The following is a 26,273-nucleotide window of genomic DNA, read 5'->3' on the forward strand; positions in this document are numbered from 1 at the left end:
CCGGTCATCCGGGGCCTTCGGCGTTTCCGCCCGTCACAGGATCCTGCCGTCTCCCGGGCGGGAGACCCGCAGCCACCGGTAGCCGTAGGCCGGAAGCTCCAGCTCCACCTCTCCGTCGTCGTCGAGGGGCACGCGCCGCGCGTCGAGGAGGTCGACCAGGGTCGTGCCCGCGGGCTCCTCCCCCAGTCGGAACCGCGTCGTCGCCGGACGTTCCGCGAAGTTGTGCACGGCGATCGTGCGCCCGACGTCGGCCTCCAGGGAATGCACCAGCAGGGCGTCCTGCGGCTGCTCGATGACGGTGAACGACCCCCACCCGAGCTCCGGCGATACCCGGTAGAGCGCGGTCAGTTCGCGGAGGAAGTGCAGCAGCGAGCCATGGTCCTCGAGCTGGGCGGCGGCATTCACGTGCGTGGGCGCGTACCCGTCGGTCGGCGGCGGCGCGACGAGCCGGGAAGGGCGCGCGTCGGAGAAGCCCCCGTTGCGATCCGCCGACCACTGCATCGGCGTACGCACGGCCTGCCGCCCCTCGACGGCGATGTTCTCGCCCATCCCGATCTCCTCGCCGTAGAAGAGAACGGGGGTGCCGGGGAGCGTGAAGAGCAGGCTGTACGCCATCCGGATCCTCCGCGGGTCGCCTTCCAGCATCGGCGGCAGGCGCCGCGTGATCCCGCGGCCGAACACGCGCTGCCGCTCGTCCGGCGCGAACGCCTCGAAGACCTCCTGACGCTCGGCATCGGTCAGCTTGTCGAGGGTGAGCTCATCGTGGTTCCGGAGGAAATTCGCCCATTGCACCTCCGGTCCGAGGACCGGGCGCGCGGTGAGTGCGGCGACGAGCGGTGCCGGATCACGGCGGGCGAGGGACAGATACAGCGACTGCATCGCCACGAAGTCGAACTGCATGGTCAGCTCGTCGCCGTCGGTGCCCCCGAAGTACGCGCGCTGCTCCTCGTACGGCAGATTGACCTCGCCGAGCAGGATCGCCTCGCTGGAACGACGCTGCAGGAAACGCCGCATGTCGCGCAGCAGCTCGTGCGGATCGGGGATGTCCGCCGTCTTCGGAACCTCGAGGAGGAACGGCACGGCATCCACGCGGAAGCCCGAGACGCCGAGCTGCAGCCAGAACCCGATGACCTTGGCGATCTCGTCCCGGACCACGGGGTTGGCGATGTTGAGGTCGGGTTGGTGCTCGTAGAAGCTGTGCTGGTACCACTGCCCGGACTTCTCGTCCTTGGTCCAGATCCCGTCGGCCTGCCCGGGGAAGACCGGGTTCTTCTGTCCCTTTGGAGGCGCGTCGTCGCGCCACACGTAGTAGTCGCGATAGGGCGAGTCGACGCTGCGGAGCGCCGCGCGGAACCACGGATGACGGTCCGAGGTGTGATTGACGACGAGGTCGACGATCACGCGGATGCCGCGGTCACGGGCCGTGCGTATCACCTCCACGAGGTCGCCGTGGGTGCCGAGACGCGGGTCCACGCCGTAGAAGTCGCTGACGTCGTACCCGTCGTCGAGGTCCGGCGAAGGGTAGAAGGGCATGAGCCACAGGCACGTCACGCCCAGCTGTGAGAGGTAGTCGATCCGCTGCGCGAGGCCGCGGAGGTCGCCGACGCCGTCGCCGTCCGAGTCCAGGAAGGTCTCCACATCGAGGCAGTAGACGACGGCCGTCTTCCACCAGAGGTCGCTCGTATCGGTGATCTTCATGTGCGCTCCCTCAGAGCGGGCAGGATCTCGGCGGCGGCCGCCTTCAGGAACCGGGTCTGCTCCCGTCCGACGTGATGCAGGTAGATCCGGTCGAAGCCGATGTCGACGAGCTCCGCCACCCGTCCCGCGAGCGACCGGGCGTCGTGGTCGACGAGGACGGCCGCGCGCAGCCGCGCTTCATCGACCTCGCCCACCGCGGCGTCGAAATCCTCCGGCTGCTCGATGTTCCACGCGAGCGGCGGAGTGACCACGCCCTGCCGCCACTGCTCCTTCGCGATCGCGTACGCCTCGGCGTCGTCCTCGCCCCAGCTCACGTGCGTCTGCAGGATGCACGGCCCTTCTCCCCCGGCCGAGCGGTAGGCCTCCACCACCCTCCGCAGCGCGGACGGCTCCTGGGCGACGGTCGCGAGGCCGTCCGCCCAGCCGGCCGCCCACTCCGCCGTCTCCGGACTGACGGCGGTGGCGAAGAGCGGCGGCGGCTGCGCCGGCCGGGTCCAGACGCGGGCGCGGTGCACCCGCACGAGACCGTCGTGATCGACCTCCTCGCCGGCGAGCAGCCGTCGGATCACATCCACGCTCTCGTGCAACCGCGCGTTGCGGACGTCCTTGGCCGGCCAGACGTCGCCGGTCACGTGCTCGTTCATCGCCTCGCCGCTGCCGAGCGCGGCCCAGAACCGTCCGGGGAACATCTCCTCCAGCGTTCCGAAGGCCTGCGCGACGATCGCGGGGTGGTACCGCTGTCCTGGCGCGTTGACCATGCCGATGGGGAACCTCGTACGGGCCAGCGCCGCAGCGATCCAGCTGAACGCGAATCCCGACTCCCCCTGATCGGGGAGCCACGGGGCCAGGTGGTCGGAGCACATCGCCCCGTCGAAGCCGGCCCACTCCGCGCTGACGACCGCGTCCAGCAGCGCGCTGGGTGGGATCTGCTCATGGGAGGCGTGGAATCCGATGAAGACCATAGGCCGAGTCTGGCAAGGGACGACGCCCGGCGGCAGTGGTTGACAGGAGCGCCGGGTGCTGGCAAGTGGCGGCCGATGTCCGAGGGCGGACGTAGGCTGCCCGGGTGCCGAAACCCCGACTTCTCCCCGGCCCCTGTCCCCTCTGCGGTGGTCTCGCTGGGCTGCGAACGGACGACGCGTGGCACTGCGCGCTCTGCGGCTGGCGCTACGGGGACTCCCCCGACCCCGATCTGCCGTTCCCGCGGATCGACGTCGTGTACTACCTCCGCTACGACAACCGCGTGAAGATCGGCACGAGCAGACAGCCGCGGCGCCGTCTCGCGAGCATCCGTCACGACGAGCTCCTCGCCTTCGAGCACGGCGATCGGGTGCGCGAACAGCAGCGGCATCGGCAGTTCGCCTCCGCTCGCGAAGGCGGTGAGTGGTTCACCCTGACACCGGAGATCCGCGCCCACATCGCGGCGCTGCAGCGGCACGGCGACCCCTGGCATCAATACGCGCGCTGGCTCAGCGCCGCGCTCCGAGGGTGAACGCGCCTATCACTGCGCACAGGATCGCACCAGGGGATCCCCCGCTGCGCCGGCAGGAGGCAGACTCGCCTGTGAACGGGCGCACCCGGCGCCCCGCGTGAGAGGACCGGACATGAACGGACGAGAGAACATCCCCGCCGACGACGTCAGCGCGCAGGATCCGCTCGCCGGAGACGGGAGCGGCGACCCGAACAGCGACCGCCAGTTCCTGCAGGACCTGCCTCCCGCACAGGTCGACACCGAGCAGCAGCAGGAGCATCAGGCCGAGTCCGACGACGAGGCCTAGTCCGCGCGGACGACGAGGGGCGACCGGATCGATATCCGGTCGCCCCTCGTCGTGTGCGGATCAGGCGGTCGCAGCCCGTCCGCGGGTGCTCTGCGGCTGCGGCTGCGAGAACAGCACGACGACGATGACGGCAGCACCCACCACGACGTGCGGCAGCCAGACGTTCAGCGCCTCGCCTGCGAACCCGAACAGCCACGGCGAGAGCGCGAGGAAGAGGCTGGCGACGATGTCGAAGACGAGGTGCACGGGCATGGGGATCAGACCGAACGGACCCCACTCGTACTTCGTGAAAAGGCTGTAGACGATGAGGCCCACGCCGAGCACGATCGGGATGACGACCGGGGCTCCGCCCATACCGGCGAAGCCGAACAGCCAGGGCGCGGCGATCAGAGCGATCCCGACGACGTAGTCGAGAATTCCGTGGACCTTGGTCGGGATGAAACGCATGATTCCTCCTTGGGTGCCGCCGGCGGCGACTCATTAGAAGGTTCGGAGCCCTGCGCCCATCGGATGGGAGGCGGCTGCCGGGTCAGCTCTGCGCCCATCCGTACCGCCGCTGGAGCGCTGCCGCGACCCGTGCGTACCGGCCACGATCCAGGGCCGCCGCCTCACGGCGCAGCCCACGCTCATGGACGCTGTAGAGCTGTTCGATGTCCACCCACGATTCGCGGCCCTGCCCGTCCCACTCGCCGCTCCCGATCGAGAGGTAGTCGCGCTCGCCGTCGTGGGGCCTGCTGGTCATCCGTACCGCGTAGACCCGCTCGGAGGACTGCCGCCCGATCACCAGCACCGGCCGGTCCTTGCCTCGACCGTCGTTCTCCTCGTACGGCACCCAGGTCCAGACGACCTCGCCGGCGTCGGGAGCGCCGTCCCGGTGCGGCGCGTAGGCCACGCGGACGGCCGGCATACGCCCGGGGTCGAGCCGCACGGTCTCGGTACCTCGGATCTGCCCCGGCTCGACTCCGGCGTCCGGCGCCTTCGCGGATCGCCGCTCGCGCTCCTCGGCCGTCCGCAGACGCGCGTCCGGGCGCCGCGGACCGGGAGAGGTCCGCGACGCCCGGGGGGAGCCCACTGCTCGGCGCAGCAGGTCCGCGAGTGCCTTCAGGATGCCGTTGCTGGTCGTGCCCACACGGTCACCCTAACCGTCGTCACGCGTTCGCGAGAGCGTAGCCCTCCTCGCCGTGCACGACCTGGTCGACACCGGCGATCTCGTCCTCGTTCGTGATGCGGAACCCGATCGTCTTCTGGATCACGAAGCCGATGACCCACGCGACCACGAAGGAGTAGATCAGCACGCCCGCGGCGGCGATCACCTGCACGGCGAGCTGACGGGCGTCGCCACCGACGAAGAGGCCGGTGCCGGTGGCGAAGAAGCCGAGGTACACGGTGCCGATGAGGCCGCCGACGAGGTGGATGCCGACCACGTCGAGCGAGTCGTCGAAGCCGAGGCGGAACTTCAGCTCCACCGCGAGGGCGCAGACGATGCCGGCCACCGCGCCGAGCAGGAGGGACCATCCGGGGGTGAGGTTGGCGCATGCCGGGGTGATCGCCACGAGACCCGCCACCGCGCCGGAGGCGGCGCCGACGGACGTGGGCTTGCCGTCCTTGATGCGCTCGATGAGGATCCAGCCGAGGATCGCGGCCGCGGTCGCACCGAGCGTGTTCAGGCCGATGAGGCCGACGCCGCCCATGTCCTCGGCGAGCCACTCCGCACCGGCGTTGAAGCCGAACCAGCCGAACCACAGCAGTGCGGCGCCGAGCAGCGTCAGCGGCACGTTGTGCGGCTTGAGGATGCCCTTCTGGAAGCCGATGCGCTTGCCGAGCACGAGGGCGAGGGCCAGCGCCGCGGCACCCGCGTTGATGTGCACCGCCGTGCCGCCCGCATAGTCGATCACGCCGATGCCGCTGTCCTCGCCGAACAGGGTCGTGCCGAGGTTCATGATCCAACCGCCGCCCCAGACCCAGGCCGCGACCGGGAAGTAGCCGACCGTGGCGAAGACGCCGGCGAAGATCAGCCAGCTGCCGAACTTCGCCCGATCGGCGATCGCCCCGGAGATCAGGGCGACGGTGATGATCGCGAAGGTGGCGCCGTACGCGACGCTGAGCAGGGCGACGTTCGAGCCCTCACCCGAGGCGAGGCTGGACAGCCCGATGTCCGCGAACGGGTTGCCCGCGAAGGCCGTGGGGCTGTCGACGGCGCTCATGGAGAAGCCGAAGAGAATCCACAGCACGGCGACGAGTCCGATCGAGCCGAAGCTCATCATCATCATGCTGACGACGCTCTTCGCCTTGACGAGACCGCCGTAGAAGAAGGCGACGCCGGGCGTCATGAGCAGCACCAGTGCCGTCGCGGTGATCGCCCACGAGATGTTGCCGGGAGCATCCATAGGAAAACCTCACATCCGAAGTAATTGAGAGCTTCAGTGTGACCATGGGCGATTTCGCCCATGCGTGAGGTTTGTTTCTCCGCTGTTACAGCACGGCTCCGGGTGTGAACATCGCGTTACGCAGGCCTGCAGGCTTACGCAGAATGCGTGAGCGCGTTCAGCCGGGAGATGGCGCGCAGGTACTTCTTGCGGTAGCCACCGGCGAGCATCTCGTCGGAGAACACGGCGTCGAGCCCGACACCCGTCGCGAGGATCGGGATCTGCGCGTCGTAGACCCGGTCGACGAAGGCCACGAACCGCAACGCCTCCGACTGGTCGGTGAGCTGACGCACGCCGCGCAGCCCCACGCGGTGCAGCCCGTCGATGAGCCTGATGTAGCGCGAGGGGTGCACCTGGGCGAGATGCCGGATGAGGTCGTCGAACGCATCGTCCGACACAGCGCCGTCCGCCGCGGCCGCCTCGACCGCGGCCTCGTACGCCGCGTCCTCCAGCGCCACGGCGTGACCGTCGATCGCCCGCTGCCGGAAGTCGACGCCGTCGATGCGCAGCGTCTGGAAGCTGTCCGACATCGCGTGGATCTCGCGGAGGAAGTCCTGCGCGGCGAAGCGCCCCTCGCCGAGCGCGTTCGGCGGCGTGTTCGAGGTGGCCGCGAGCCGGGTGCCGGTGGGCACGAGTTCACCCAGAAGGCGCGTCATGACCATCGTGTCGCCCGGATCGTCGAGCTCGAACTCGTCGATGCAGAGCAGATCGGCGCCCTTGAGGAGGTCCACGGTGTTCTTGTAGCCGAGTGCCCCCACCAGAGCGGTGTACTCGATGAACGAGCCGAAGTACTTCCGCCGGGCGGGCATCGCGTGGTAGATCGACGCGAGCAGGTGCGTCTTGCCCACGCCGAAGCCGCCGTCGAGGTAGACCCCGGGCTTCAGTTCCGGCTCCTTCTTCGCCCGACTGAACAGACCGCCCCGCTTGACGGGAGCACCACGTCCGGCGAAACGCAGCAGCGTCTGCTTCGCCTCCTCCTGCGACGGGTAGGCGGGATCCGCCCGGTAGCTGTCGAACGTGGCGTCGTCGAACTGCGGCGGCGGCACCAGGCTCGCGAGCATCTCGGGTCCGCTGACCGTCGGCGTGCGCTCGGTGAGGTGGACGGTTCCGGTGCGGGTGGTCGGGTCGGTCATCACGGTCCTGAATCAGGCAAGGGCCTGTGTCGAAGTCTTACGGATCGGGTCCCGGGGGCGCGCGGAGGATCTATCGTCGAAGGGACGGATCCACACTACGCCGTCCGCACCGCCCGCTCGCCCGCTCACCGCTACGGAGACCCCATGGCCATCGAGTTCGACTCCTCCTCCCCCAAGTTCGCCGAGTACGCCGAGCCCGGCCGCCTGGTGACGACCGAGTGGCTCGCCGCCCACCTGGGAGAGCCCGGCCTCGTGGTCGTCGAGTCGGACGAGGACGTGCTCCTCTACGAGACGGGCCACATTCCCGGAGCGGTGAAGGTGGACTGGCACACGGAGCTCAACGACCCGGTCGTGCGGGACTACGTCGACGGCGAGGGCTTCGCCGAGCTGCTGAGCCGCAAGGGCATCGCCCGCGACGACACGGTCGTGATCTACGGCGACAAGAACAACTGGTGGGCGGCGTACGCGCTGTGGGTCTTCTCCCTCTTCGGTCACGAGGACGTCCGTCTCCTCGACGGCGGCCGTGATCGCTGGATCGCGGAGGGCCGCGAGCTGACCCGCGAGGCGACGAACCGTCCCGCCACGGAGTACCCGGTGGTGGAGCGGGACGACACGGCCATCCGCGCGTACAAGGAAGACGTGCTCGCGCACCTCGGCAACCCGCTCATCGACGTCCGTTCCCCGGAGGAGTACAGCGGCGAGCGGACCACCGCTCCCGCCTACCCGGAGGAGGGGACTCTGCGAGCCGGCCACATCCCCACCGCGCAGAGCGTGCCGTGGGCGAAGGCGGTTGCCGAGGACGGCGGCTTCAAGAGCCGCGCCGAGCTCGACGCCATCTACCGGGACGGCGCCGGGCTGCAGGACGGTGACGACGTCGTGGCCTACTGCCGCATCGGGGAGCGCTCGAGCCACACGTGGTTCGTGCTGAAGCACCTCCTCGGCTTCGAGAACGTCCGCAACTACGACGGCTCGTGGACGGAGTGGGGCAGCGCGGTGCGCGTCCCGATCGTCACGGGCACGGCGCCCGGCACCGTCTGAGGTGGGAGAATGGCGGGGATGAACGCCTCCGCCCTGCCCGAGACCCTCGCCGAGATCCGCGACGGATTCCTGGAGACCCCGGAATCGGATCGCCTGCTGCTGCTCCTGGAGTACGCCGACGAGCTGCCCGCCGTTTCCGATGAGGTCGCGGCGCATCCGGAGATGGGCGAGCGCGTCGCGGAATGCCAGTCGCCGGTCTACATCTACGTGGAAGTCCACGACGACGTCGTGACCATGCATGCGACCGCCCCTGAGGAGGCCCCGACGACCCGGGGCTTCGCGAGCATCCTCGTGCAGGGCATCACCGGACTGACGGCGGACGAGGTGCTGGCGATCCCCGAGGACTACCCGCAGTCGATCGGGCTCACCAAGGCCGTGTCACCGCTGCGGATCGGCGGCATGACCGGCATGCTGATGCGGGCCAAGAACCAGGTCAGGCAGAAGCGCTGAGCCCCTGTGCCGCGAGCCATTCCGAGATGGCCGTGGTCCAGCCCTTCTCGTCGTAGTTCCAGAGCTTGGTGTGCCGGGCGACGGTGAAGCGCGGCATGGTGACCAGGTCCGGCCGCGCCTCCTGCAGTGCGTGCGAGGCGTCCGCCGGGACGAAGCCGTCGTCGTCGCTGTGCAGGATGAGAATCGGCGCCCGTAGCTCATCAGCCCGAGCGACCATGTCCAGACGGTCGAACAGGATGGGCTCATCCGCACCGCTGAGCTTCGCCGTGAGCGGCAGCTGCAGCGCTCCCATCGCCAGCGCGGGCAGCGGTGCGCGCACCCGGGCGACCTGAGCCTGGAAACGGAGGACCGTGCGCCAGTCGACGACCGGCGACTCCAGGATGATGCCAGCGATGCGATCCCGATGGCCAGAGTTGACCGCAGCCTGCAAGGATACCGCCCCGCCCATGGACCAGCCCATCAGCACGATCCGCTCGGCGCCGTGACGCAGCGCATAGGCGATCCCGGCGTCGACATCGCGCCACTCGGATGCGCCGAGCGCATAGGCGCCCGCCTTGGTCCGCGGCGCCTCGCCGTCGTTGCGGTACGACACGACGAGCGTGGGCAGCCCCGCCGCGTGCATCACCGGCACGGCACGGAGGCACTCGGCGCGGGTCGTGCCGCGACCGTGCACCTGGATGACCCAGGTCGAGGAGTCCCCCGGGAAGAACCACGCGGGGCACGGCCCGGCCGGCGAGCCGATGAGCACGTTCTCCCATCGCAGGTGCAGCTCACTCGGCGACATGTAGTAGCTGCCGCTGAAGGACGCGCCTCGGTCCACCCTGGCACCGGGTTCGATCTTCGTGAGGAGCTTGCGCCGCACCGTCGTGCTGTCCGCGCTGAGAACCGCCCCGAGTTTGACGTAGCCGTACGTGCCCGTGGTGAAGAGGCCGTATCGCCCCGGCAGCTCGGTGTCGAGGGTGCGGCGGAGTTCGATGGTCTGCGCCCCGGTGTCGATCGCGAGGATCTCCGTGTCCTGGACGCGGCTTCGCAACGGGGTGACGACCCGACGCGCCACCGCGATCACGAGGATCCCGACGGTGGCGCCCAGGGCGAGGAGCGCGGGGACAACGATCGCAACGGCGTGCCTGAGACTCTTCATCGCCTTCCGACTCTAGCCTGTTGCCGTGACCGCACACCCCGAGGCCGGGACGCCCTTCGACGCCGCCGTCGCCGAACTGCGCGCGACCGCGTTCCGCGACGACATCGCGGTCCGCGAGATCCCCACGCCGCAGAACCTCGCGCCCTTCGCGATCGCGCTCTCCGCCGACGTCCGCCCGGGCGAGGACGGCGACTCGATATACGGGACCGGACGGTTCATCCTGCTGCACGATCCGGACGAGCCGGACGCCTGGGGAGGCGCCTGGCGCATCGTGATCTTCGCCCAGGCTCCGCTCGAGACCGAGATCGGCACGGATCCGCTGCTCGCCGACGTCACGTGGTCGTGGCTCGTGGACGCCCTGGACTCCCGGGAGGCGATCTACCACTCGCCGTCCGGCACGTCGACGAAGACGCTGTCGAAGGGATTCGGCGGCCTCGCCGACGAGGGAGACGGCGCACAGATAGAATTGCGGGCGTCCTGGACTCCGGAGGGCCCGTTCCGACCGCACGTCGAAGCATGGGCCGAGCTGGTCGGAATGCTGGCGGGGCTTCCGCCGGGTTCCGAGGGCATCGCCGTGATCGGCGCGCGAAAGGCTGTACGTGACTGAATACTCCGTGATCTCCGAAACCGAGGAGTTCCGTGCAGCCTGTGCTGCGCTCGCCGCCGGCACCGGCCCGGTCGCCGTCGATGTCGAGCGGGCGTCCGGCTTCCGCTACTCGCAGCGGGCCTATCTGGTGCAGGTCTTCCGGCGCGAGGCCGGGGTGTTCCTGTTCGACCCGCCCGCGATCGGCGACTTCGCCCCGCTGCAGGAGGCCATCGGCGACGTCGAGTGGGTGCTCCATGCCGCCAGCCAGGATCTGCCCTCTCTGCGCGAGTTGCACCTGGAGCCGAAGGAGATCTTCGACACCGAGCTCGCCTCCCGCCTGCTCGGTCATGACCGGGTGGGTCTGGCCGCCGTCGTCGAGGACACGCTCGGCATCACCCTGAAGAAGGAGCACTCGGCCGCCGACTGGTCGACCCGTCCGCTGCCCGACTCCTGGCTGGACTATGCCGCGCTCGACGTGCTGCATCTCGTCGACGTCCGCGACGCTCTCGTCGCCGAGCTCGAGGAACAGGGCAAGACCGCCTTCGCCGCTCAGGAGTTCGCCGCCACCCTGGCGCGCGCCCCGAAGGCCCCGCGCGAAGACCCCTGGCGGCGACTGAGCGGACTCCACCAGGTCCGTGGTGCCCGCAACCTCGCCGTCGCCCGCGCCCTGTGGGAGGCCCGCGAGATGTATGCGCAGCAGCAGGACATCTCCCCCGGGCGCCTCGTGCCCGACCGTTCCCTCGTCGCCGCGGTCCTCGCCAACCCCGCCTCCAAGCAGGCCCTCGCGGGAGTCAAGGAGTTCCAGGGCCGCGCGAGCCGCACCCAGCTCGACCGCTGGTGGCAGGCGATCGTCGACGGCCGTGCCGCGGAGACGCTGCCGCGCGAACGCGTGCCGAGCGACGCGCTCCCCCCGCCCCGCGCCTGGGGCGACCGCAACCCGGAGGCCGACGCCCGGCTGAAGGCCGCCCGTCCCGCCGTCGAGGCGGTCGCGGAGGAGCTGGGCATGCCCACCGAGAACCTCCTCACGCCCGAGTACCTGCGCCGGGTCGCGTGGGACGGCCCGGGCGCCACCGCGGAAGAGATCGGCGCCGCCCTCTCCGCACTCGGGGCACGCCCCTGGCAGGTTGAACAGACTGCACAGAAGATCGCCGACGCCTTTGTAGAGGCGACGCAATCGCCCGACACCACGTCCGCGACCGCTTCGTAGGTTCGATCCAACCGATTCCTCCCGGTTTCCGGCCGTTCATAGACTGAGGCCACCGCACTAACTTGGAGGCAGAGTGGCCGAGATCTCGGACGTCTTCTTCGTCGATGGAGTGCGCACCCCCTTCGGGCGCGCCGGCGAAAAGGGCATGTACTGGAACACCCGCGCGGATGACCTCGCCGTCAAGGCGACCATCGGCCTGATGGAGCGCAACGCGGCCGTGCCGGCGGACCGCATCGACGATGTCGCGATCGCCGCGACGAGCCAGACCGGCGACCAGGGGCTCACCCTCGGACGGTCGGTGGCGATCCTCGCCGGACTGCCTCAGACCGTCCCCGGACTGGCGGTCGAGCGCATGTGCGCCGGCGCGATGACGAGCGTGACCACAATGGGCGCTTCGATCGGCGTGGGCATGTACGACCTCGCCCTCGCGGGCGGCGTCGAGCACATGGGCCACCACCCGATCGGCGCGAACGCCGACCCCAACCCGCGCTTCGTGGCGGAGAAGATGGTCGACCCGGGCGCTCTCAACATGGGCGTCACCGCGGAGCGCATCTTCGACCGCTTCCCGCACCTCACCAAGGAGCGCTCCGACCGCTACGGCATGCGCAGCCAGCAGAAGGTGCAGGCCGCCTACGACGCCGGCAAGATCCAGCCGGACCTCGTGTCGGTCGCGATCAAGGGCGCCGACGGTGCCTGGGGTCTGGCCACCGAGGACGAGGGCCGCCGTCCGCAGACCACGATGGAGGACCTCGCCGGCCTCAAGACGCCGTTCCGTCCGCACGGTCGCGTGACCGCAGGGACGTCCTCGCCGCTCACCGACGGCGCGACGATGTCGCTGCTCGCCGGCGGCGGCGCCGTCAAGGAGCTCGGACTCGCGCCCAAGATGCGCATGGTCTCGTTCGCCTTCGCCGGTGTGCAGCCGGAGATCATGGGCATCGGTCCGATCCCGTCGACCGAGAAGGCGCTCAAGAAGGCCGGTCTCGACATCTCCGACATCGGTCTGTTCGAGCTCAACGAGGCGTTCGCCATCCAGGTCATCTCCCTGCTCGACCACTTCGGCATCGACGACGACGACCCCCGCGTGAACCCGTGGGGCGGCGCGATCGCCGTGGGCCACCCGCTGGCCGCATCCGGCGTCCGCCTCATGATCCAGCTCGCGGCGCAGTTCGCCGAGCGCCCCGACGTGCGCTACGGCCTGACGGCGATGTGCGTCGGTCTCGGTCAGGGCGGATCGGTCATCTGGGAGAACCCGCACTACGACGGAAAGAAGAAGAAGTGAGCTACGACGACGTCGACTTCTCGCCCATCCAGGCGCTCACCGAGGGAGAGGTCATCACGCACTCCCCCGTGCGTGACATCCGCCTCGCGTCGGGCAAGGTCCTCGCCCTGATCACGCTGGACAACGGTCGGGACCACACCCGCCCGAACACCCTCGGTCCGGCCACCCTCACCGAACTCGGCGCGACACTCGACGGCCTGAAGAGCCGCGCGGCGGCCGGCGAGATCCAGGCGGTCGGCATCACCGGCAAGCAGTACATCATGGCCGCCGGTGCCGACCTCTCGGACATCAGCAAGGTCGGCTCCCGGGACAACGCGCGTCTGATCGCCCAGCTCGGCCACAAGGTGCTCGGGAAGCTGAGCGAGCTCGGCGTGCCGTCGTTCGCGTTCGTGAACGGACTCGCACTGGGCGGTGGCCTGGAGATCGCGCTGAACTCCACGTACCGCACGGTCGACGCATCGGCGGCGGCCGTGGCGCTCCCCGAGGTCTTCCTCGGCATCATCCCCGGCTGGGGCGGGGCGTACCTGCTGCCGAACCTCATCGGCATCGAGAACGCCCTCGAGGTGGTCATCTCCAACCCGCTCAAGCAGAACCGCATGCTGAAGCCGCAGCAGGCCTTCGACCTCGGCATCTTCGACGCCATCTTCCCCGCCGCGAACTACCTCGAGAACTCGCTCGCCTGGGCGGACGCGGTCCTCGGCGGCAAGAAGGTCGTGCGCAAGAACGAGCCTGGCAAGATCGAGCGGCTCACCAAGTGGCCGATCGCCATCAAGATGGCGCGCGGCATGCTGGAGTCCAAGATCGGCACCGTGCCGAAGTCGCCCTACGCGGCTCTCGAGCTGCTCGACAAGGCGAAGAGCGGCACCAAGGCGGAGGGTTTCGCCCGCGAGGACGAGGCGCTGGCGGAACTCGTGACCGGGGACCAGTTCGCCGCGTCGATGTACGCCTTCGGCCTCGTGCAGAAGCGTGCGAAGCGTCCGGTCGGCGCACCGGACAAGCAGCTCGCGAAGAAGGTCACCAAGGTCGGCATCATCGGCGCGGGTCTCATGGCCAGCCAGTTCGCGCTGCTGTTCGTGCGCAAGCTCCAGGTGCCGGTGCTGATCACCGACCTGGACCAGGCACGCGTGGACAAGGGCGTCGCCTACATCCACGAGGAGATCGGCAAGCTGGAGGCCAAGGGCCGCGTGGACGCGGACACCGCGAACAAGCTGCGCGGGCTCGTCACGGGCACCACCGACAAGGCTCTCTACGCGGACTGCGACTTCGTGATCGAGGCGGTCTTCGAGGAGGTCGGCGTCAAGCAGCAGGTCTTCGGTGAGATCGAGAAGATCATCGCGGAGGACGCGGTGCTCGCCACGAACACCTCGTCGCTGTCGGTCGAGGAGATCGGCGCGAAGCTCGCCCACCCCGAACGGCTCGTCGGCTTCCACTTCTTCAACCCGGTCGCGGTCATGCCGCTGATCGAGATCGTGAAGACGCCGACGACCGCGGACACCGCACTGTCCACCGCATTCGTCGTCGCCAAGAACCTGGGCAAGAACGCGGTGCTCACCGCCGACGCCCCGGGCTTCGTGGTGAACCGCCTGCTCGCGAAGGTCATGGGCGAGGCGGCGCGCGCCGTCTACGAGGGCATTCCGATCGCCGACGTCGAGAAGGCGTTCGCGCCGCTCGGCCTGCCGATGGGGCCCTTCCAGCTCATCGACCTCGTCGGCTGGAAGGTGGCCGCGCACGTGCAGGACACGATGGTGCGCGCATTCCCCGACCGGTTCTACGCCAACGAGAACTTCCACGCCCTCGCCGAGCTCGACCAGGTCGTCGAGAAGGACAAGGGCGGCCGTGTGGTCGGCTGGACGAAGCAGGCCGAGAAGGTCCTGGCGCCCGCCGTCGGCAAGAGCCCGGCATCGGCGGCCACGATCCTGCAGCGCGTGCAGGACGGGCTCGCGACCGAGATCAAGCTGATGCTCGACGAGGGCGTGGTCCCGGAGGTCGAGGACATCGACCTGTGCCTCATCCTCGGGGCAGGCTGGCCGTTCATCGACGGTGGGGCCTCGCCGTATCTCGATCGCGAGGGGGCGTCCGAGCGCGCGTTCGGCGGTTCCTTCCACACCCCGCAGATCCGCGGCATCGAAAGCCGCTGATCACGTCTCCGCAGGGGGTCGCGCCGTAGGCGTGGCCCCCTGTGTCGTCCCCGGTGCCGGACGGGCATCCGGCTCGCCGCGGCGCGGCCAGTGCGACAGGGCATGCTCCGCGAGCGCGGTGATGGTCAGGGACGGGTTCACCCCCGGATTGGCGGGCACAGCGGCCCCGTCGACGACGTGCAACCCCGGGTGTCCCCAGACGCGCTGGTACTCGTCCACGACACCCTCCTCCGGTGACCCGGAGATCACGGCTCCGCCGAGGAAGTGTGCCGTGAGCGGGATCCCGAAGACCTCCGGCCACGAACCGCGCGCCTCGGCGGGAACCCCACCCTCGCGCTCCAGACGCGCGGCGATGGCACGGGCCGCGCGATGCGCCTCGGGGAGGTGGCTGGGGTTCGGCGCGCCGTGACCCTGCGCGCTCGTCAGTCTCGTCCGTCCGAAGCGGCGCCGCAGCGACAGCGTGAGCGAGTTGTCGGCGGTCTGCATGACGAGTGCGATGATCCCGCGCTCGCTCCACCGCCGGAGGGACGCGAGGCGCAGGGCCCGGGCGGGGCGGCGCAGCACCTGGCCCGCGAGCGCGACCAGGCGGCCCGGAAGCGCGCGTTCGCCCGGGACCAGCACGGTGGCGAGTGCTCCCATGAGGTTCGACCCCGGACCGTAGCGGACGTTCTCGACATGGGTGCGGTCATCCACGTGGAACGAGGTGGTGATCGCCACGCCCCGCGCGAGCTCCACCCGCTCGGGCACCCGGACGGCGACGGCGCCGTCCAGGGCCTCTGAGTTGGTGCGGGTGAGCCGGCCCACGGCGTCGGAAACGTGCGGCAGCGCGCCGGCGGCCTTCATCCGATGGAGGAGCTGCTGGGTGCCCCAGGTGCCCGCCGCCAGGACGACCTCCCGTGCCGTGACGGTCTGAGGACGCCGTCGGAGCCAGGAGCCGCTGCGGCGCGTCGTGACGGAGAATCCGCCGTTCGGGAGCTCCCGCACCTCGGTCACGGTACGCAGCGGCTCGATGACCGCTCCGCGGCGCTCGGCGAGGGCGAGGTAGTTCTTCATCAGGGTGTTCTTGGCACCGACGCGGCAGCCGACCATGCAGTTGCCGCAGAGCGTACAGCCCGTGCGCTCGGGGCCCTCACCGCCGAAGAACGGGTCAGCGACTCGCTCACCGGGTACGCCGAACCACACGCCGACGGGTGCCCGGCGGAAGGTGGCGCCCACCCCGAGGTCCTCGGCGGCACCGGCCATGATCCGCTCGACGGGTCCGTCGTGAGGATAGTGCTCCACCACGCCGAGCATGCGCTTGGCCGTGGCGTAGTGCGGGGCCAGAGCCGCGCTCCAGTCCCGGATCGACGACCACTGCGGGTCGGCGAAGAACGCCGCGCCCGGCTCGTACAGCGTGTTCGCGTAGTTGAGCGACCCGCCGCCGACGCCGGCGCCGGCGAGGATCATCACGTGCGGAAGCCGATGGATGCGCTGCACTCCGAAGCACCGGAGCGCCGGGGCCCAGAGATAGCGACGCACGTCCCAGCTCGTCTTCGCGAAGTCCTCGTCGGCGAATCGTCGCCCGGCCTCGAACACGCGGACGCGGTAGCCCTTCTCGGTGAGCCGGAGTGCGGCGACGGAGCCGCCGAACCCCGACCCGACGATCACGACGTCCTCATCGAACATGTGCGTCCCTCCTCTCCGCGTCGGTCATGACGGTCAGCGCCGCCGCGCGGACCGAGATCGTGCAGGTCTCCTCCCCCACGCGCTCGCCGTCCGCGTAGGCCACGAGACCGGGCGCGGCGACGGTGACCGTGCGCGCCCGGAGGTGATGCACCTCCGGGCGCGCGAGATGCCTCCCGCGTAAGAGCACGGGGAACAGGCGCACCAGGCGGACGCGGCCCAGGGGCCCCACGGCGACGACGTCGAGGGTGCCGTCATCCGGAACGGCGCCCACGCAGACCGGCATCCCTCCGCCGTAGCTGGCCGTGTTCCCGACCGCCACCAGAGTGCCGCGGGCGGGGATCGCCGGGCCGTCATCGGCGCGGATCGTGAAGTCGAGCGGACGCAGCCGGACGAGCTCGATGAGCAGCGCGAGGTAGTACCGCAGTGCGCCGGACGGCCAGCGGAGGCGATTGGTGCGATCGCTCACGCGGGCGTCGAACCCCAGCGCCGCCACGGTGAGGAACAGCGACGTGCCCGTCGATGTCCGCACCTCGCCGATGTCGATGGGCCGGGGCAGGCCGGTCAGGGCGAGCTCGACAGCCGCCGCCACGTCCGTGCGCGGCAGCCCGAGCGCTCGCGCCAGGTCGTTCCCGGTGCCGGCGGGGACCACCGTGACCGGGACGCCTGCGGCGCACACCACGTCGAGGATGCCCGAGAGGGTGCCGTCGCCGCCCACCAGGACGAGCCCGTCCGGTGCCGCGTCCAGCGCGAGCATCGCGAGCCGCCTCGTCTCCGCGGGCGACCCTCCGGCGTAGACGCGGACATCCGCGCCCCGCTGTCGCAGGTGATCGAGCGCCTCCTCGGTGGCCCGCTGCCCGCGGCCCTTGCCGGAGAGCGGATTCGACAGCACCGCGATGTGCCCCATCTCAGACGGTCGCCCTCGTCGGGACATCGACGAGCACGGCACCCGGATTCATGATGCCGCGAGGGTCCAGCTCCCGCTTGACGGCGGTGAGGATCCGCACGCCGGTCTCACCGATCTCCTGCGCGAGCCAGGGGGCGTGATCGCGACCCACGGCGTGATGATGGCTGATCGTCCCGCCGTTCGCGAGGATCGCGTCGTTCACCCTGCCCTTCACCTCGGCCCACGCGCCCAACGGTTCGCGTCGCAGTCCGGCGAGCACCGTGAAGTAGAGGGAGGCGCCCGTCGGATACACGTGCGAGACGTGGCACATGACGTACGAACGCGCGTCGACCGCGTCGAAACCGTCCCGCAGCGCCGCCTCGACGGCCTCCTTCAGAGTGCGCAGGTTCGACCAGGTGGTCGCCGTCTCCAGCGTCTCGCAGAACACCCCAGCGTCGAGCAGCGCATCGCGCAGGTAGGGTCCGTCGAATCGTCCCGCCGCCCACTCCTCCGCATCGCCGGTGCCCGCAGAGCGACCGCCCGCCGCGGCGAGGATCGCCGCGGTCCGGTCCCGGCGCGCCGCGGCCTCGTCGCCCTCGAACACCGTCACGACGCTCGCCCCCTTCGCGAGGGCCTTCCCGATCCGGCCGACCTGGGCGAGGCTCACGGCGGTCTCGGCCTCGTCGGAGAGACGGATGACCGTGGGACCCGCCCCCTGCTGCACGACGCGGCGGAGCGCATCGGCACCGCCGGCGAAGTCGGGGAAGGTCCACGACTCGAAGATCCGCACCGTCGGCACCGGGTGCACGCGGACCCGGACCTCGGTGATGACGCCGAAGATCCCCTCGGAGCCGAGGAAGAGGCGGAGAAGATCGGGGCCGGCCGCCGACCCCGGCGCGCGTCCGAGGTCGAGGTCTCCCGTCGGTGTCGCGACCCGGATCCCCGTCACCATCGCCTCGAACCGCCCGTTGCCCGCGGAGTTCTGTCCGGACGACCGTGCAGCCGCGAACCCTCCGATCGTGGCGTAACGGAAGCTCTGCGGGAAGTGGCCCAACTCCAAGCCGTGTGCGGAGAGCTGCGCTTCGGCATCGGGTCCGGTCGTCCCCGCCGCAAGGGTCGCCTCGCCGCTGAGCGTGTCGAGGTGGAGCAGGCCGGAGAGCCGGCGCAGATCCAGGCTGAGCACGGCGCGATGCGGGCCGGGCTCCGGGTCCAGCGCCCCCACGACGCTCGTTCCCCCGCCGAAGGGGATCACGGCGAGCCCCCGCTCCCCCGCCAGAGCGAGACACGCACGGACGGCGTCATGGTCCGCAGGAGACACGACGGCATCGGGCGCATCCTGCTCGAGAGCCCGTCGACGCAGGAGATCGGGCGTGGAACGTCCTCCCGCATGCCGGAGCCGTCCCGCGGTCGAGACGTCGACCGCATCGGCGCCCACGGAATCTTCGAGTGCAGCGACATCGTCCGCCGTCAGCCGGGACGGCCGGATGCGCACGTCCTCCAGCGCGGGCGGCTGCGGAGGGCGCCGCACGCGGCCCAGCAGCAACGGCAGCAGCCCGCGGACGGCGAGCGGGAGATCCTTCGCCCGACTCGGGTCGCCCCACCCGTTCCAGCGCATCTCGGGTCTGTCGGCTCCGCTGCCGTTCCGCTGCTCCATGCGTTACAGTGTGACACATCATGGAAGAACGTCAATCTCCCACTCTTCCCTCCGACTCCCTCGCCCCGGCGTGGGACGCCACGCAGCGGCGCGTGCTCGACGCGGCCGATGACCTGCTCGTCCGCGGCGGCGTGCACGGGGTGACGATCGCCGCCCTCGCACGGCGTTCCGGCCTCAGCCGGCCCACCATCTACCGGACGTGGCGGGATGCCGACGACGTCGTCCGTTCCGCGCTCCTGCGGCGGGTCGCCGACCTCCTCGACGGGTTCCCCGAGCGAGCCAACTCGCGAGACGCTCTCGTCGAGGACGTGCTGCGGTTCACCTCGCTGTTCCGCGGCGACCCGGTGTACGCCCATCTCCTCGACGAGGAGCCCGAAGCGTTCACCCGCTACACCCTGCAACGCGTGGGCTCCAGCCAGCGGCTCATCCTGCGGTGGCTGTCCGACGCTATCGCAGCCGGCCAGGCCGACGGATCGGTGCGCGGGGGCGCCCCGGGCGAGATCGCCGTCATGCTGCTCCTGATCGCCCAGTCCGCTGTGCTGTCGCACGCGACGGTGGCCGACCTCATCGACGAGCGGGCCTGGGAGCGCGAGCTCCGCGCCGCGCTGGACGGCCACCTGCGGCCATGACCCCTGCCTCGACCGCCCTCCACGCGGGCCGCCGTCGACGCGAACTCGACGCCGCGGCCGATGACATCTGCGACCTCCTCGTCGTCGGCGGCGGGATCACCGGAACGGGCGTGGCCCTGGACGCCGCATCGCGCGGGCTCCGCGTGACCCTGATCGAGGCGGAGGACCTCGCGTTCGGGACGAGCCGGTTCAGCTCGAAACTCGTCCACGGCGGGCTGCGGTATCTCGCGACGGGGGACGTGGCGACGGCACGCGAGAGCGCACGCGAACGGCATCTGCTGATGACGGTGATCGCGCCCCATCTGATCCGTCCGCTCGGACAGCTGCTCCCGTTCGCCCCCGGTGTCAGCGGCCGCCAGCGCGGGGCCGGAGCGGCGGGGATGGCCATGGGTGACCTCCTCCGCCTGCAAGCGCGCACGAGCGGGAAGGTGCTACCGGGACCGCACCCCGTCGGGACGGCGAGGGCGCTGCGCCTGTTCCCCGCGCTCAACCCCTGGGGACTCCGCGGCGGCATGGTCACGTATGACGGCCAGCTGTCCGATGACGCCGCCCTCGTCGTGGCCGTCGCCCGGACGGCGGCCGGTCTCGGGGCGCGGATCCTGACCAGAGTCCGCGCCGAGCGGCTGCATGCCGACGGGGCCACGACGACGGACATGCTCACCGGGGAACGCATCGAGATCCGTGCACGGGCGGTCGTCAACGCCACCGGAGTCTGGGCGGCGACTCTGGACGACGGCCTCACGCTGCGCCCGAGCCGCGGCACCCACATCGTCCTCGACGCCGCCCCCCTCGGGCATCCGACCGCTGCGCTCACCATCCCGCTCGAAGGCTCCATCAGCCGCTACGTGTTCGCCCTGCCCCAGCGCGGTGGGCGTGTCATCGTCGGACTCACCGACGTGGACGCGCCCGGACCCATCCCCTCCGTCGCCGAGCCCACCGACACCGAGATCGACTTCCTCCTGGAGACACTGAACCGCCTGCTCGCGGTGCCGCTGGCGCGGGACCGCGTCCGCGGCGCGTTCGCGGGGCTGCGTCCACTGGTCGACACCGGAGCGGCCGAGACGGCGGACGTCTCCCGCCGGCATCTCGTCCGCACCTCCGAGTCCGGGGTCGTCTCCGTGCTCGGCGGCAAGCTCACGACCTACCGACGCATGGCGGAGGACGCGGTGGATCTGGCGGTGCGACAGCGCGGCCTCCGGGTCGGACCCAGCGGCACCGCGACCCTGCGGCTGATCGACGATCCCGCCCCGGACGACGGCTCGCAGGACGCCGTTGCGGACGGCATCGCCCTCTCCCGACCGGTCGTCGAGCACGCTGTCCGGTCGCAGGGCGCTCTCACCGCGGCCGATGTGCTCGATCGTCGCACTCGGATCGGGCTGGTCCCCGACGAACGCGCCAGAGCTCTCCCGACCGTGGAACGGATCGTCGCCGAGACCCTCGCCGACGTCCCCTGACCGACGGAAGCCCGCTCCAGGGAACGTCCGTCAGTGGCGCTCGTGGAGTGGGAGCTCGATCGCTCCGGTCTCCCCGGCGTGGCGGGCCTTCGGGATGCGCGTACCGAGCACCTGCGCCACGACGTCCTGAGCGATCTTGGAGGCGGTGAGACCGGCATCGGCGAGGATCTGGTCGCGCGATGCGTGGTCGATGAACTCGTCGGGAAGACCCAGCTCGTCGACAGCCGTGTCGATGCCCGCCTCGCGGAGCACCTGCCGCACGCGCGTGCCGATGCCGCCCACGCGGATGCCGTCCTCCAGCGTGATCACCAGTCGATGCTGCGCAGCGAGCTCGACGACCGACGGTTGCACGGGGATCGCCCAGCGCGGGTCGATCACGGTGGCGCCGATGCCCTGGGCGCGCAGCCGGTCAGCCACGTCGACGGCCAGGGCGGCGAAGGGTCCGATCGCGACGATGAGGACGTCCTCGCCCTCGCCCCGTGCGAGCACGTCCACGCCGTCCTCGAGGCGCTCGAGCGCCGGGAGGTCGGCGGAGACATCCCCCTTCGGGAAGCGGATGACGGTCGGGGCGTCCTCCACGGCGACCGCTTCGTCCAGTGCCTCGGTCAGCCGCGCGCCGTCGCGGGGGGCGGCGATGCGGATGTGCGGGACGATCTGCAGCATCGCCAGATCCCACATGCCGTGGTGACTCGGTCCGTCCGGGCCGGTGACGCCGGCGCGATCGAGCACGAACGTGACGCCCGCCCGGTGCAACGCGACGTCCATGAGCACCTGATCGAACGCGCGTCCCATGAACGTGGCGTAGACGGCGACGACCGGGTGCAGACCGCCGTAGGCGAGTCCGGCGGCCGAGGCCACCGCGTGCTGCTCGGCGATGCCGACGTCGTAGACCCGGTCGGGGAAGCGCTCCGCGAAGGGGGCGAGACCGGTGGGCCGGAGCATGGCGGCGGTGATGGCGATCACGTCCGAGCGTCGCTCCCCGACCTTCACGAGAGCGTCGGAGAATACATCGGTCCACCCGCGGCCGCCTGAGGACAGGGTCTCCCCCGTCGTCGGGTCGATCTTGCCGACCGCGTGGAACTGGTCGGCCTCGTCGTCGCGGGCCGGCTGGTAGCCGCGACCCTTCTCGGTGATCGCGTGCACGATGACCGGTGCACCGTAGGACTTCGCGAGCTCCAGCGTCTCCAGCAGCGCCGGCAGATCGTGACCGTCGACCGGGCCGAGGTACTTGATGTCGAGGTTGGAGTACAGCGCCTCGTTGTTCGTGAACCGCGAGAGGAAGCCGTGCGTGCCGCCGCGCACGCCGCGGAACACTGCGCGTCCCACCGGCCCGAACGCACGGAAGAGGCGATCGGACTTGTGGTGGAGGTCCTTGTAGGCCGCGGCGGTGCGGACCCGGTTGAGGAAGCGCGACATGCCGCCGATGGTCGGCGCGTACGAGCGGCCGTTGTCGTTCACGACGATGACGAGGTTGCGGTCGTTGTCGTCGGAGATGTTGTTCAGCGCCTCCCATGTCATACCGCCGGTCAGCGCGCCGTCGCCGACGACCGCGACGACGTGTCGGTCCGCGCGGCCGGTGGCGGTGAGTGCCCGCGACACGCCGTCGGCCCAGCTCAGGGAGCTGGAGGCGTGGGACGACTCGACGACGTCGTGCGGGCTCTCCGCGCGTTGCGGGTAGCCGGCAAGCCCCTCCCGGACGCGCAGCTTCGAGAAGTCCTGGCGACCGGTGAGGATCTTGTGGACGTACGACTGGTGGCCGGTGTCGAAGATGAAGGGGTCGTCCGGAGAGGAGAACACGCGGTGCAGGGCGATCGTCAGCTCCACCACGCCGAGGTTCGGCCCGAGGTGACCGCCCGTCTGCGAGACGTTCTCGACGAGGAACGCGCGGATCTCCGAGGCGAGTTCTTCCAGTTGCTCCGGAGAGAGCCGATCAAGATCGCGCGGTCCAGAGATGCTCGGAAGAATGGGCATCTGCGCCTCCTCACAGGCCTCGACGGAGCGTCCGAACGGGTGCGGACGTCTTCCCGATCCTACCGCTCGGAGCCGGGAATCCCCCGAGGGCGGGGGACCCTTGACATGCCGAAGGGGCCCGTGTCGGTGGACACGGGCCCCTTCATCGATGCGCCTCAGACGAGCGAGCGCAGCACGTACTGCAGGATGCCGCCGTTGCGGTAGTAGTCCGCCTCACCGGGGGTGTCGATGCGGACGACCGCGTCGAACTCGACCGGCTGCTTGCCCTCGGGCGAGTGCTCGCTCGGGGTGGCGGTGACCTTGACCGTCTTCGGGGTGACGCCGTTGTTGAGCTCCTCGAGCCCCGTGATCGAGACGATCTCGGTGCCGTCGAGGCCCAGCGACTCCCAGCTCTCGCCGGCGGGGAACTGCAGCGGGACGACGCCCATGCCGATGAGGTTGGAGCGGTGGATGCGCTCGAAGCTCTCCGTGATCACGGCCTTGACGCCCAGGAGGCTGGTGCCCTTGGCCGCCCAGTCGCGCGACGAGCCGGAGCCGTACTCCTTGCCGCCGAACACGACGAGCGGGGTGCCCTGCTCGGCGTAGTTCATGCACGCGTCGTAGATGTACGACTGCGGGCCGTCCGGCTGGGTGAAGTCGCGGGTGTAACCGCCCTCGACGACCTGTCCGTCGTTCACGGCCGAGACCATGAGGTTCTTCAGGCGGATGTTCGCGAAGGTGCCGCGGATCATGACCTCGTGGTTGCCGCGACGCGAGCCGAAGGAGTTGAAGTCCTTGCGGTCGACGCCGTGCTCCGTGAGGTACTGGGCCGCGGGCGTGCCCGGCTTGATGTTTCCGGCGGGCGAGATGTGGTCGGTGGTGACCGAGTCGCCCAGCGTCGCCATGACGCGCGCACCCTCGATGTCCTTCACCGGGGTGAGCTCCATCGTCATGCCGTCGAAGTACGGGGCCTTGCGCACGTAGGTCGAGTCCTCGTCCCACTGGAACGTGTCGTCGTCCGGCGTGGGCAGGTTGCGCCAGCGCTCGTCACCGTCGAACACGGTGGCGTACTGCTTGATGAACTGGTCGCGCGAGATCGACGAGTCGACGATCTCCTGCACCTCGTCCGGCGAGGGCCAGATGTCCTTGAGGAACACGTCGTTGCCCTCCGCGTCCGTGCCGAGCGCGTCGGTCTCGAAGTCGAAGTGCATCGAGCCGGCGAGGGCGTACGCGATGACCAGCGGCGGGCTCGCCAGGTAGTTCATCTTCACGTCCGGGCTGATGCGGCCCTCGAAGTTGCGGTTGCCCGAGAGGACGGCCGTCACGGCGAGGTCGTGCGAGTTGATCGCCTCGGAGACCTCTTCGATCAGCGGACCGGAGTTTCCGATGCAGATGGTGCAGCCGTAGCCGACCGTGTAGAAGCCGAGGCCCTCGAGGTCCTTGTCCAGGCCGGACTTCTCGTAGTAGTCCGTGACGACCTTCGACCCCGGGCCGAGCGTGGTCTTCACCCACGGCTTCTGCTTGAGGCCCTTCTGCCGCGCCTTGCGGGCGAGGAGACCGGCGGCGATCATGACCGACGGGTTGGACGTGTTGGTGCACGACGTGATGGCGGCCAGCGTGACGGCGCCGTTGTCGAGGGTGTACTGCTCGCCCTCGGGAGTGGTGACCGGCACAGGGTTCGACACGTTGGCCGGCGCACCGCTGCTGATGTGCACCGGACGCGTGGTCGGCTCCTCCTCCCCCGGGACCTGTCCGGGGTCGGACGCCGGGAAGGAGTGCTTGGACTCGAGGTCGACGATGTCGTCGCTGGTCGAGGCCGTGGCGTAGTTCAGGATGTCCTGCTCGAACTGCGTCTTCGCCTCGGAGAGGAGGATGCGGTCCTGCGGGCGCTTCGGACCGGCGATGGACGGGACGACCGTGCTGAGGTCGAGCTCCATGTACTCGCTGAAGACGGGCTCGTGAGAGGCGTCGTGCCAGAGCTTCTGCTCCTTGGCGTAGGCCTCGACGAGCGCGACGGCCTCGTCGCTGCGGCCGGTGAGACGCAGGTAGTCGAGGGTGACGTCGTCGATCGGGAAGATCGCGGCGGTCGAGCCGAATTCGGGCGACATGTTGCCGATCGTCGCGCGGTTCGCGAGCGGCACGGAGGCGACGCCCTCGCCGTAGAACTCGACGAACTTGCCGACGACGCCGTGCTTGCGCAGCATGTCGGTGATGGTGAGCACGACGTCGGTCGCCGTCACACCGGCGGGGATCTCACCGGAGAGCTTGAAGCCGACGACACGCGGGATGAGCATCGACACGGGCTGGCCGAGCATCGCGGCCTCGGCCTCGATGCCGCCGACGCCCCAGCCGAGCACGCCCAGGCCGTTGACCATCGTGGTGTGCGAGTCGGTGCCGACACAGGTGTCGGGGTAGGCCTGGAGGACGCCGCCGTTGGTGCGGTCGTAGATGACCTTCGCGAGGTGCTCGATGTTCACCTGGTGGACGATGCCGGTGCCGGGGGGCACGACCTTGAAGTCCTGGAACGCGGTCTGGCCCCAGCGGAGGAACTGGTACCGCTCGCCGTTGCGCTCGTACTCGATCTCGACGTTGCGCTCGAGCGCGTTCTCGGTGCCGAACAGGTCGGCGATGACGGAGTGGTCGATGACCATCTCGGCCGGCGAGAGCGGGTTGATCTTGTTCGGGTCTCCCCCGAGCGCCGTCACGGCCTCGCGCATGGTGGCGAGGTCGACGATGCAGGGCACACCGGTGAAGTCCTGCATGACCACGCGCGCCGGCGTGAACTGGATCTCGGTGTTGGGCTCCGCGTTGGCGTCCCACGACCCGAGCGCCTCGATCTGCGCCTTCGTGACGTTCGCGCCGTCCTCGGTGCGAAGCAGGTTCTCCAGGAGGACCTTGAGGCTGAAGGGGAGCTTGTCGAAACCGGGCACCGTGTCGATGCGGAAGATCTCGTAGTCGGTGCTGCCGACCGTCAGGGTGCTCTTGGCACCGAAGCTGTTCACCGTGGACACGAATCCGTCTCCTTCTATTCGGATGGGAGCGACAGGCGCCTCCATCTTGCTCGCCGGTGCGGCCGCGCGGCTAGCAAGGGGGACCTAACCAGTCTGCTCCGCGCAGGTCACTGGCGAAAGCCCGTGATTTATCTTGATGTCGAGATAAATCTA

22 protein-coding genes are annotated in these 26,273 nt (G+C 70.0%); 10 read left to right on the forward strand and 12 right to left on the reverse strand.

Annotated features, from left to right (window positions below; all coding sequences use genetic code 11):
* Positions 1-33: 33 nt before the first annotated feature.
* Entirely contained in the window at positions 34-1,698 is a 1,665-nt protein-coding gene (locus AC3B5L_RS09160; protein WP_259963069.1) for an alpha-amylase family protein, read from the reverse strand.
* Entirely contained in the window at positions 1,695-2,660 is a 966-nt protein-coding gene (locus AC3B5L_RS09165) for a TIGR03885 family FMN-dependent LLM class oxidoreductase (RefSeq protein ID WP_259963072.1), read from the reverse strand. The genes AC3B5L_RS09160 and AC3B5L_RS09165 overlap by 4 nt, the downstream gene beginning before the upstream one ends.
* A gap of 104 nt (positions 2,661-2,764) precedes the next feature.
* On the opposite strand from AC3B5L_RS09165, the gene AC3B5L_RS09170 reads away from it, so the two are divergent.
* Positions 2,765-3,190 (forward strand): GIY-YIG nuclease family protein, encoded by a 426-nt coding sequence (locus AC3B5L_RS09170; protein ID WP_259963074.1) that lies wholly within the window; start codon positions 2,765-2,767, stop codon positions 3,188-3,190.
* 112 nt (positions 3,191-3,302) lie between these two features.
* Positions 3,303-3,476, forward strand: coding sequence for a hypothetical protein (locus AC3B5L_RS09175; protein WP_268776275.1), 174 nt, complete (start codon positions 3,303-3,305; stop codon positions 3,474-3,476).
* Positions 3,477-3,536: 60 nt separating this feature from the next.
* Here the strand turns inward: AC3B5L_RS09175 and AC3B5L_RS09180 are convergent, their stop codons facing one another.
* The 4 genes from AC3B5L_RS09180 to zapE form a co-directional block, all read right to left on the reverse strand.
* Positions 3,537-3,923 carry an SPW repeat domain-containing protein gene (locus tag AC3B5L_RS09180; RefSeq protein ID WP_187661546.1) on the reverse strand — a complete coding sequence of 129 codons (387 nt, stop codon included), beginning with the start codon at positions 3,921-3,923 and terminating at the stop codon, positions 3,537-3,539.
* A gap of 82 nt (positions 3,924-4,005) precedes the next feature.
* Positions 4,006-4,605, reverse strand: coding sequence for a type II toxin-antitoxin system PemK/MazF family toxin (locus AC3B5L_RS09185; RefSeq protein ID WP_268776274.1), 600 nt, complete (start codon positions 4,603-4,605; stop codon positions 4,006-4,008).
* Positions 4,606-4,624: 19 nt separating this feature from the next.
* Positions 4,625-5,863, reverse strand: a complete 1,239-nt coding sequence (locus AC3B5L_RS09190) for an ammonium transporter (protein ID WP_025103552.1) — start codon at positions 5,861-5,863, stop codon at positions 4,625-4,627.
* A 134-nt stretch (positions 5,864-5,997) separates the two neighbouring features.
* Positions 5,998-7,035: a cell division protein ZapE gene (zapE, locus tag AC3B5L_RS09195; RefSeq protein ID WP_259954890.1), complete on the reverse strand. Its 1,038-nt coding sequence runs from the start codon at positions 7,033-7,035 to the stop codon at positions 5,998-6,000.
* Between the two features lie 144 nt (positions 7,036-7,179).
* Here zapE and AC3B5L_RS09200 point away from each other — a divergent pair, with 144 nt between their 5' ends.
* Entirely contained in the window at positions 7,180-8,073 is an 894-nt protein-coding gene (locus AC3B5L_RS09200) for a sulfurtransferase (RefSeq protein WP_259954892.1), read from the forward strand.
* Between the two features lie 18 nt (positions 8,074-8,091).
* Positions 8,092-8,523: a SufE family protein gene (locus AC3B5L_RS09205; protein ID WP_268776273.1), complete on the forward strand. Its 432-nt coding sequence runs from the start codon at positions 8,092-8,094 to the stop codon at positions 8,521-8,523.
* On the opposite strand, the gene AC3B5L_RS09210 is transcribed toward AC3B5L_RS09205, so the two are convergent.
* Positions 8,507-9,664 (reverse strand): alpha/beta hydrolase family protein, encoded by a 1,158-nt coding sequence (locus AC3B5L_RS09210; RefSeq protein ID WP_187661551.1) that lies wholly within the window; start codon positions 9,662-9,664, stop codon positions 8,507-8,509. The genes AC3B5L_RS09205 and AC3B5L_RS09210 overlap by 17 nt on opposite strands.
* Positions 9,665-9,689: 25 nt before the next feature.
* Between AC3B5L_RS09210 and AC3B5L_RS09215 the strand changes: the two genes are divergently transcribed.
* The 4 genes from AC3B5L_RS09215 to AC3B5L_RS09230 all read left to right on the forward strand — a co-directional run bounded on the left by AC3B5L_RS09215 (position 9,690) and on the right by AC3B5L_RS09230 (position 14,874).
* Entirely contained in the window at positions 9,690-10,271 is a 582-nt protein-coding gene (locus AC3B5L_RS09215; protein WP_187661552.1) for a DUF3000 domain-containing protein, read from the forward strand.
* Positions 10,264-11,457: a ribonuclease D gene (locus AC3B5L_RS09220; RefSeq protein WP_268776272.1), complete on the forward strand. Its 1,194-nt coding sequence runs from the start codon at positions 10,264-10,266 to the stop codon at positions 11,455-11,457. The genes AC3B5L_RS09215 and AC3B5L_RS09220 overlap by 8 nt, the downstream gene beginning before the upstream one ends.
* A 73-nt stretch (positions 11,458-11,530) precedes the next feature.
* Positions 11,531-12,736 (forward strand): thiolase family protein, encoded by a 1,206-nt coding sequence (locus AC3B5L_RS09225; RefSeq protein ID WP_187661554.1) that lies wholly within the window; start codon positions 11,531-11,533, stop codon positions 12,734-12,736.
* Complete coding sequence (locus AC3B5L_RS09230) at positions 12,733-14,874, forward strand: 3-hydroxyacyl-CoA dehydrogenase NAD-binding domain-containing protein (RefSeq protein WP_268776270.1); 2,142 nt, start codon at positions 12,733-12,735, stop codon at positions 14,872-14,874. The genes AC3B5L_RS09225 and AC3B5L_RS09230 overlap by 4 nt, the downstream gene beginning before the upstream one ends.
* Here AC3B5L_RS09230 and AC3B5L_RS09235 read toward each other — a convergent pair whose 3' ends face one another.
* The 3 genes from AC3B5L_RS09235 to AC3B5L_RS09245 are packed head-to-tail and all read right to left on the reverse strand — an operon-like array spanning position 14,875 to position 19,076.
* Positions 14,875-16,539 carry a GMC oxidoreductase gene (locus AC3B5L_RS09235; RefSeq protein WP_268776269.1) on the reverse strand — a complete coding sequence of 555 codons (1,665 nt, stop codon included), beginning with the start codon at positions 16,537-16,539 and terminating at the stop codon, positions 14,875-14,877. It abuts the gene before it with no gap.
* Positions 16,529-17,443 carry a YegS/Rv2252/BmrU family lipid kinase gene (locus AC3B5L_RS09240; RefSeq protein WP_268776268.1) on the reverse strand — a complete coding sequence of 305 codons (915 nt, stop codon included), beginning with the start codon at positions 17,441-17,443 and terminating at the stop codon, positions 16,529-16,531. Before AC3B5L_RS09240 ends, AC3B5L_RS09235 begins: the two co-directional genes overlap by 11 nt.
* Before the next feature lies 1 nt (position 17,444).
* Positions 17,445-19,076, reverse strand: a complete 1,632-nt coding sequence (locus AC3B5L_RS09245) for an FAD-binding oxidoreductase (RefSeq protein WP_490095667.1) — start codon at positions 19,074-19,076, stop codon at positions 17,445-17,447.
* A gap of 20 nt (positions 19,077-19,096) precedes the next feature.
* Between AC3B5L_RS09245 and AC3B5L_RS09250 the strand changes: the two genes are divergently transcribed.
* Both AC3B5L_RS09250 and AC3B5L_RS09255 read left to right on the forward strand, forming a co-directional pair.
* Positions 19,097-19,705, forward strand: a complete 609-nt coding sequence (locus AC3B5L_RS09250; RefSeq protein ID WP_490095668.1) for a TetR/AcrR family transcriptional regulator — start codon at positions 19,097-19,099, stop codon at positions 19,703-19,705.
* Positions 19,702-21,159: a glycerol-3-phosphate dehydrogenase/oxidase gene (locus tag AC3B5L_RS09255; RefSeq protein ID WP_268776266.1), complete on the forward strand. Its 1,458-nt coding sequence runs from the start codon at positions 19,702-19,704 to the stop codon at positions 21,157-21,159. Before AC3B5L_RS09250 ends, AC3B5L_RS09255 begins: the two co-directional genes overlap by 4 nt.
* 30 nt (positions 21,160-21,189) lie before the next feature.
* Here AC3B5L_RS09255 and dxs read toward each other — a convergent pair whose 3' ends face one another.
* Entirely contained in the window at positions 21,190-23,130 is a 1,941-nt protein-coding gene (dxs, locus tag AC3B5L_RS09260) for a 1-deoxy-D-xylulose-5-phosphate synthase (protein WP_292794094.1), read from the reverse strand.
* A 155-nt stretch (positions 23,131-23,285) separates the two neighbouring features.
* A complete protein-coding gene (locus AC3B5L_RS09265) occupies positions 23,286-26,165 on the reverse strand; it encodes an aconitate hydratase (protein WP_490095669.1) in 2,880 nt (959 codons plus the stop codon).
* Positions 26,166-26,273: the final 108 nt, after the last annotated feature.

It is taken from the genome of Microbacterium sp. C-MGS6 (assembly GCF_058140415.1).

What these genes read in the sequence shown, in the direction of transcription:
- AC3B5L_RS09255 (WP_268776266.1), top strand. Translation starts at nt 19,702, where the DNA reads ATGACCCCTGCCTCGACCGCCCTCCACGCGGGCCGCCGTCGACGCGAA.
- AC3B5L_RS09180 (WP_187661546.1), bottom strand. Translation starts at nt 3,923, where the DNA reads ATGCGTTTCATCCCGACCAAGGTCCACGGAATTCTCGACTACGTCGTC.
- AC3B5L_RS09250 (WP_490095668.1), top strand. Translation starts at nt 19,097, where the DNA reads ATGGAAGAACGTCAATCTCCCACTCTTCCCTCCGACTCCCTCGCCCCG.
- AC3B5L_RS09190 (WP_025103552.1), bottom strand. Translation starts at nt 5,863, where the DNA reads ATGGATGCTCCCGGCAACATCTCGTGGGCGATCACCGCGACGGCACTG.
- AC3B5L_RS09265 (WP_490095669.1), bottom strand. Translation starts at nt 26,165, where the DNA reads ATGGAGGCGCCTGTCGCTCCCATCCGAATAGAAGGAGACGGATTCGTG.
- AC3B5L_RS09175 (WP_268776275.1), top strand. Translation starts at nt 3,303, where the DNA reads ATGAACGGACGAGAGAACATCCCCGCCGACGACGTCAGCGCGCAGGAT.
- AC3B5L_RS09160 (WP_259963069.1), bottom strand. Translation starts at nt 1,698, where the DNA reads ATGAAGATCACCGATACGAGCGACCTCTGGTGGAAGACGGCCGTCGTC.
- AC3B5L_RS09205 (WP_268776273.1), top strand. Translation starts at nt 8,092, where the DNA reads ATGAACGCCTCCGCCCTGCCCGAGACCCTCGCCGAGATCCGCGACGGA.
- AC3B5L_RS09165 (WP_259963072.1), bottom strand. Translation starts at nt 2,660, where the DNA reads ATGGTCTTCATCGGATTCCACGCCTCCCATGAGCAGATCCCACCCAGC.
- zapE (WP_259954890.1), bottom strand. Translation starts at nt 7,035, where the DNA reads ATGACCGACCCGACCACCCGCACCGGAACCGTCCACCTCACCGAGCGC.
- AC3B5L_RS09235 (WP_268776269.1), bottom strand. Translation starts at nt 16,539, where the DNA reads ATGTTCGATGAGGACGTCGTGATCGTCGGGTCGGGGTTCGGCGGCTCC.
- AC3B5L_RS09210 (WP_187661551.1), bottom strand. Translation starts at nt 9,664, where the DNA reads ATGAAGAGTCTCAGGCACGCCGTTGCGATCGTTGTCCCCGCGCTCCTC.
- AC3B5L_RS09245 (WP_490095667.1), bottom strand. Translation starts at nt 19,076, where the DNA reads ATGGAGCAGCGGAACGGCAGCGGAGCCGACAGACCCGAGATGCGCTGG.
- dxs (WP_292794094.1), bottom strand. Translation starts at nt 23,130, where the DNA reads ATGCCCATTCTTCCGAGCATCTCTGGACCGCGCGATCTTGATCGGCTC.
- AC3B5L_RS09240 (WP_268776268.1), bottom strand. Translation starts at nt 17,443, where the DNA reads ATGGGGCACATCGCGGTGCTGTCGAATCCGCTCTCCGGCAAGGGCCGC.
- AC3B5L_RS09200 (WP_259954892.1), top strand. Translation starts at nt 7,180, where the DNA reads ATGGCCATCGAGTTCGACTCCTCCTCCCCCAAGTTCGCCGAGTACGCC.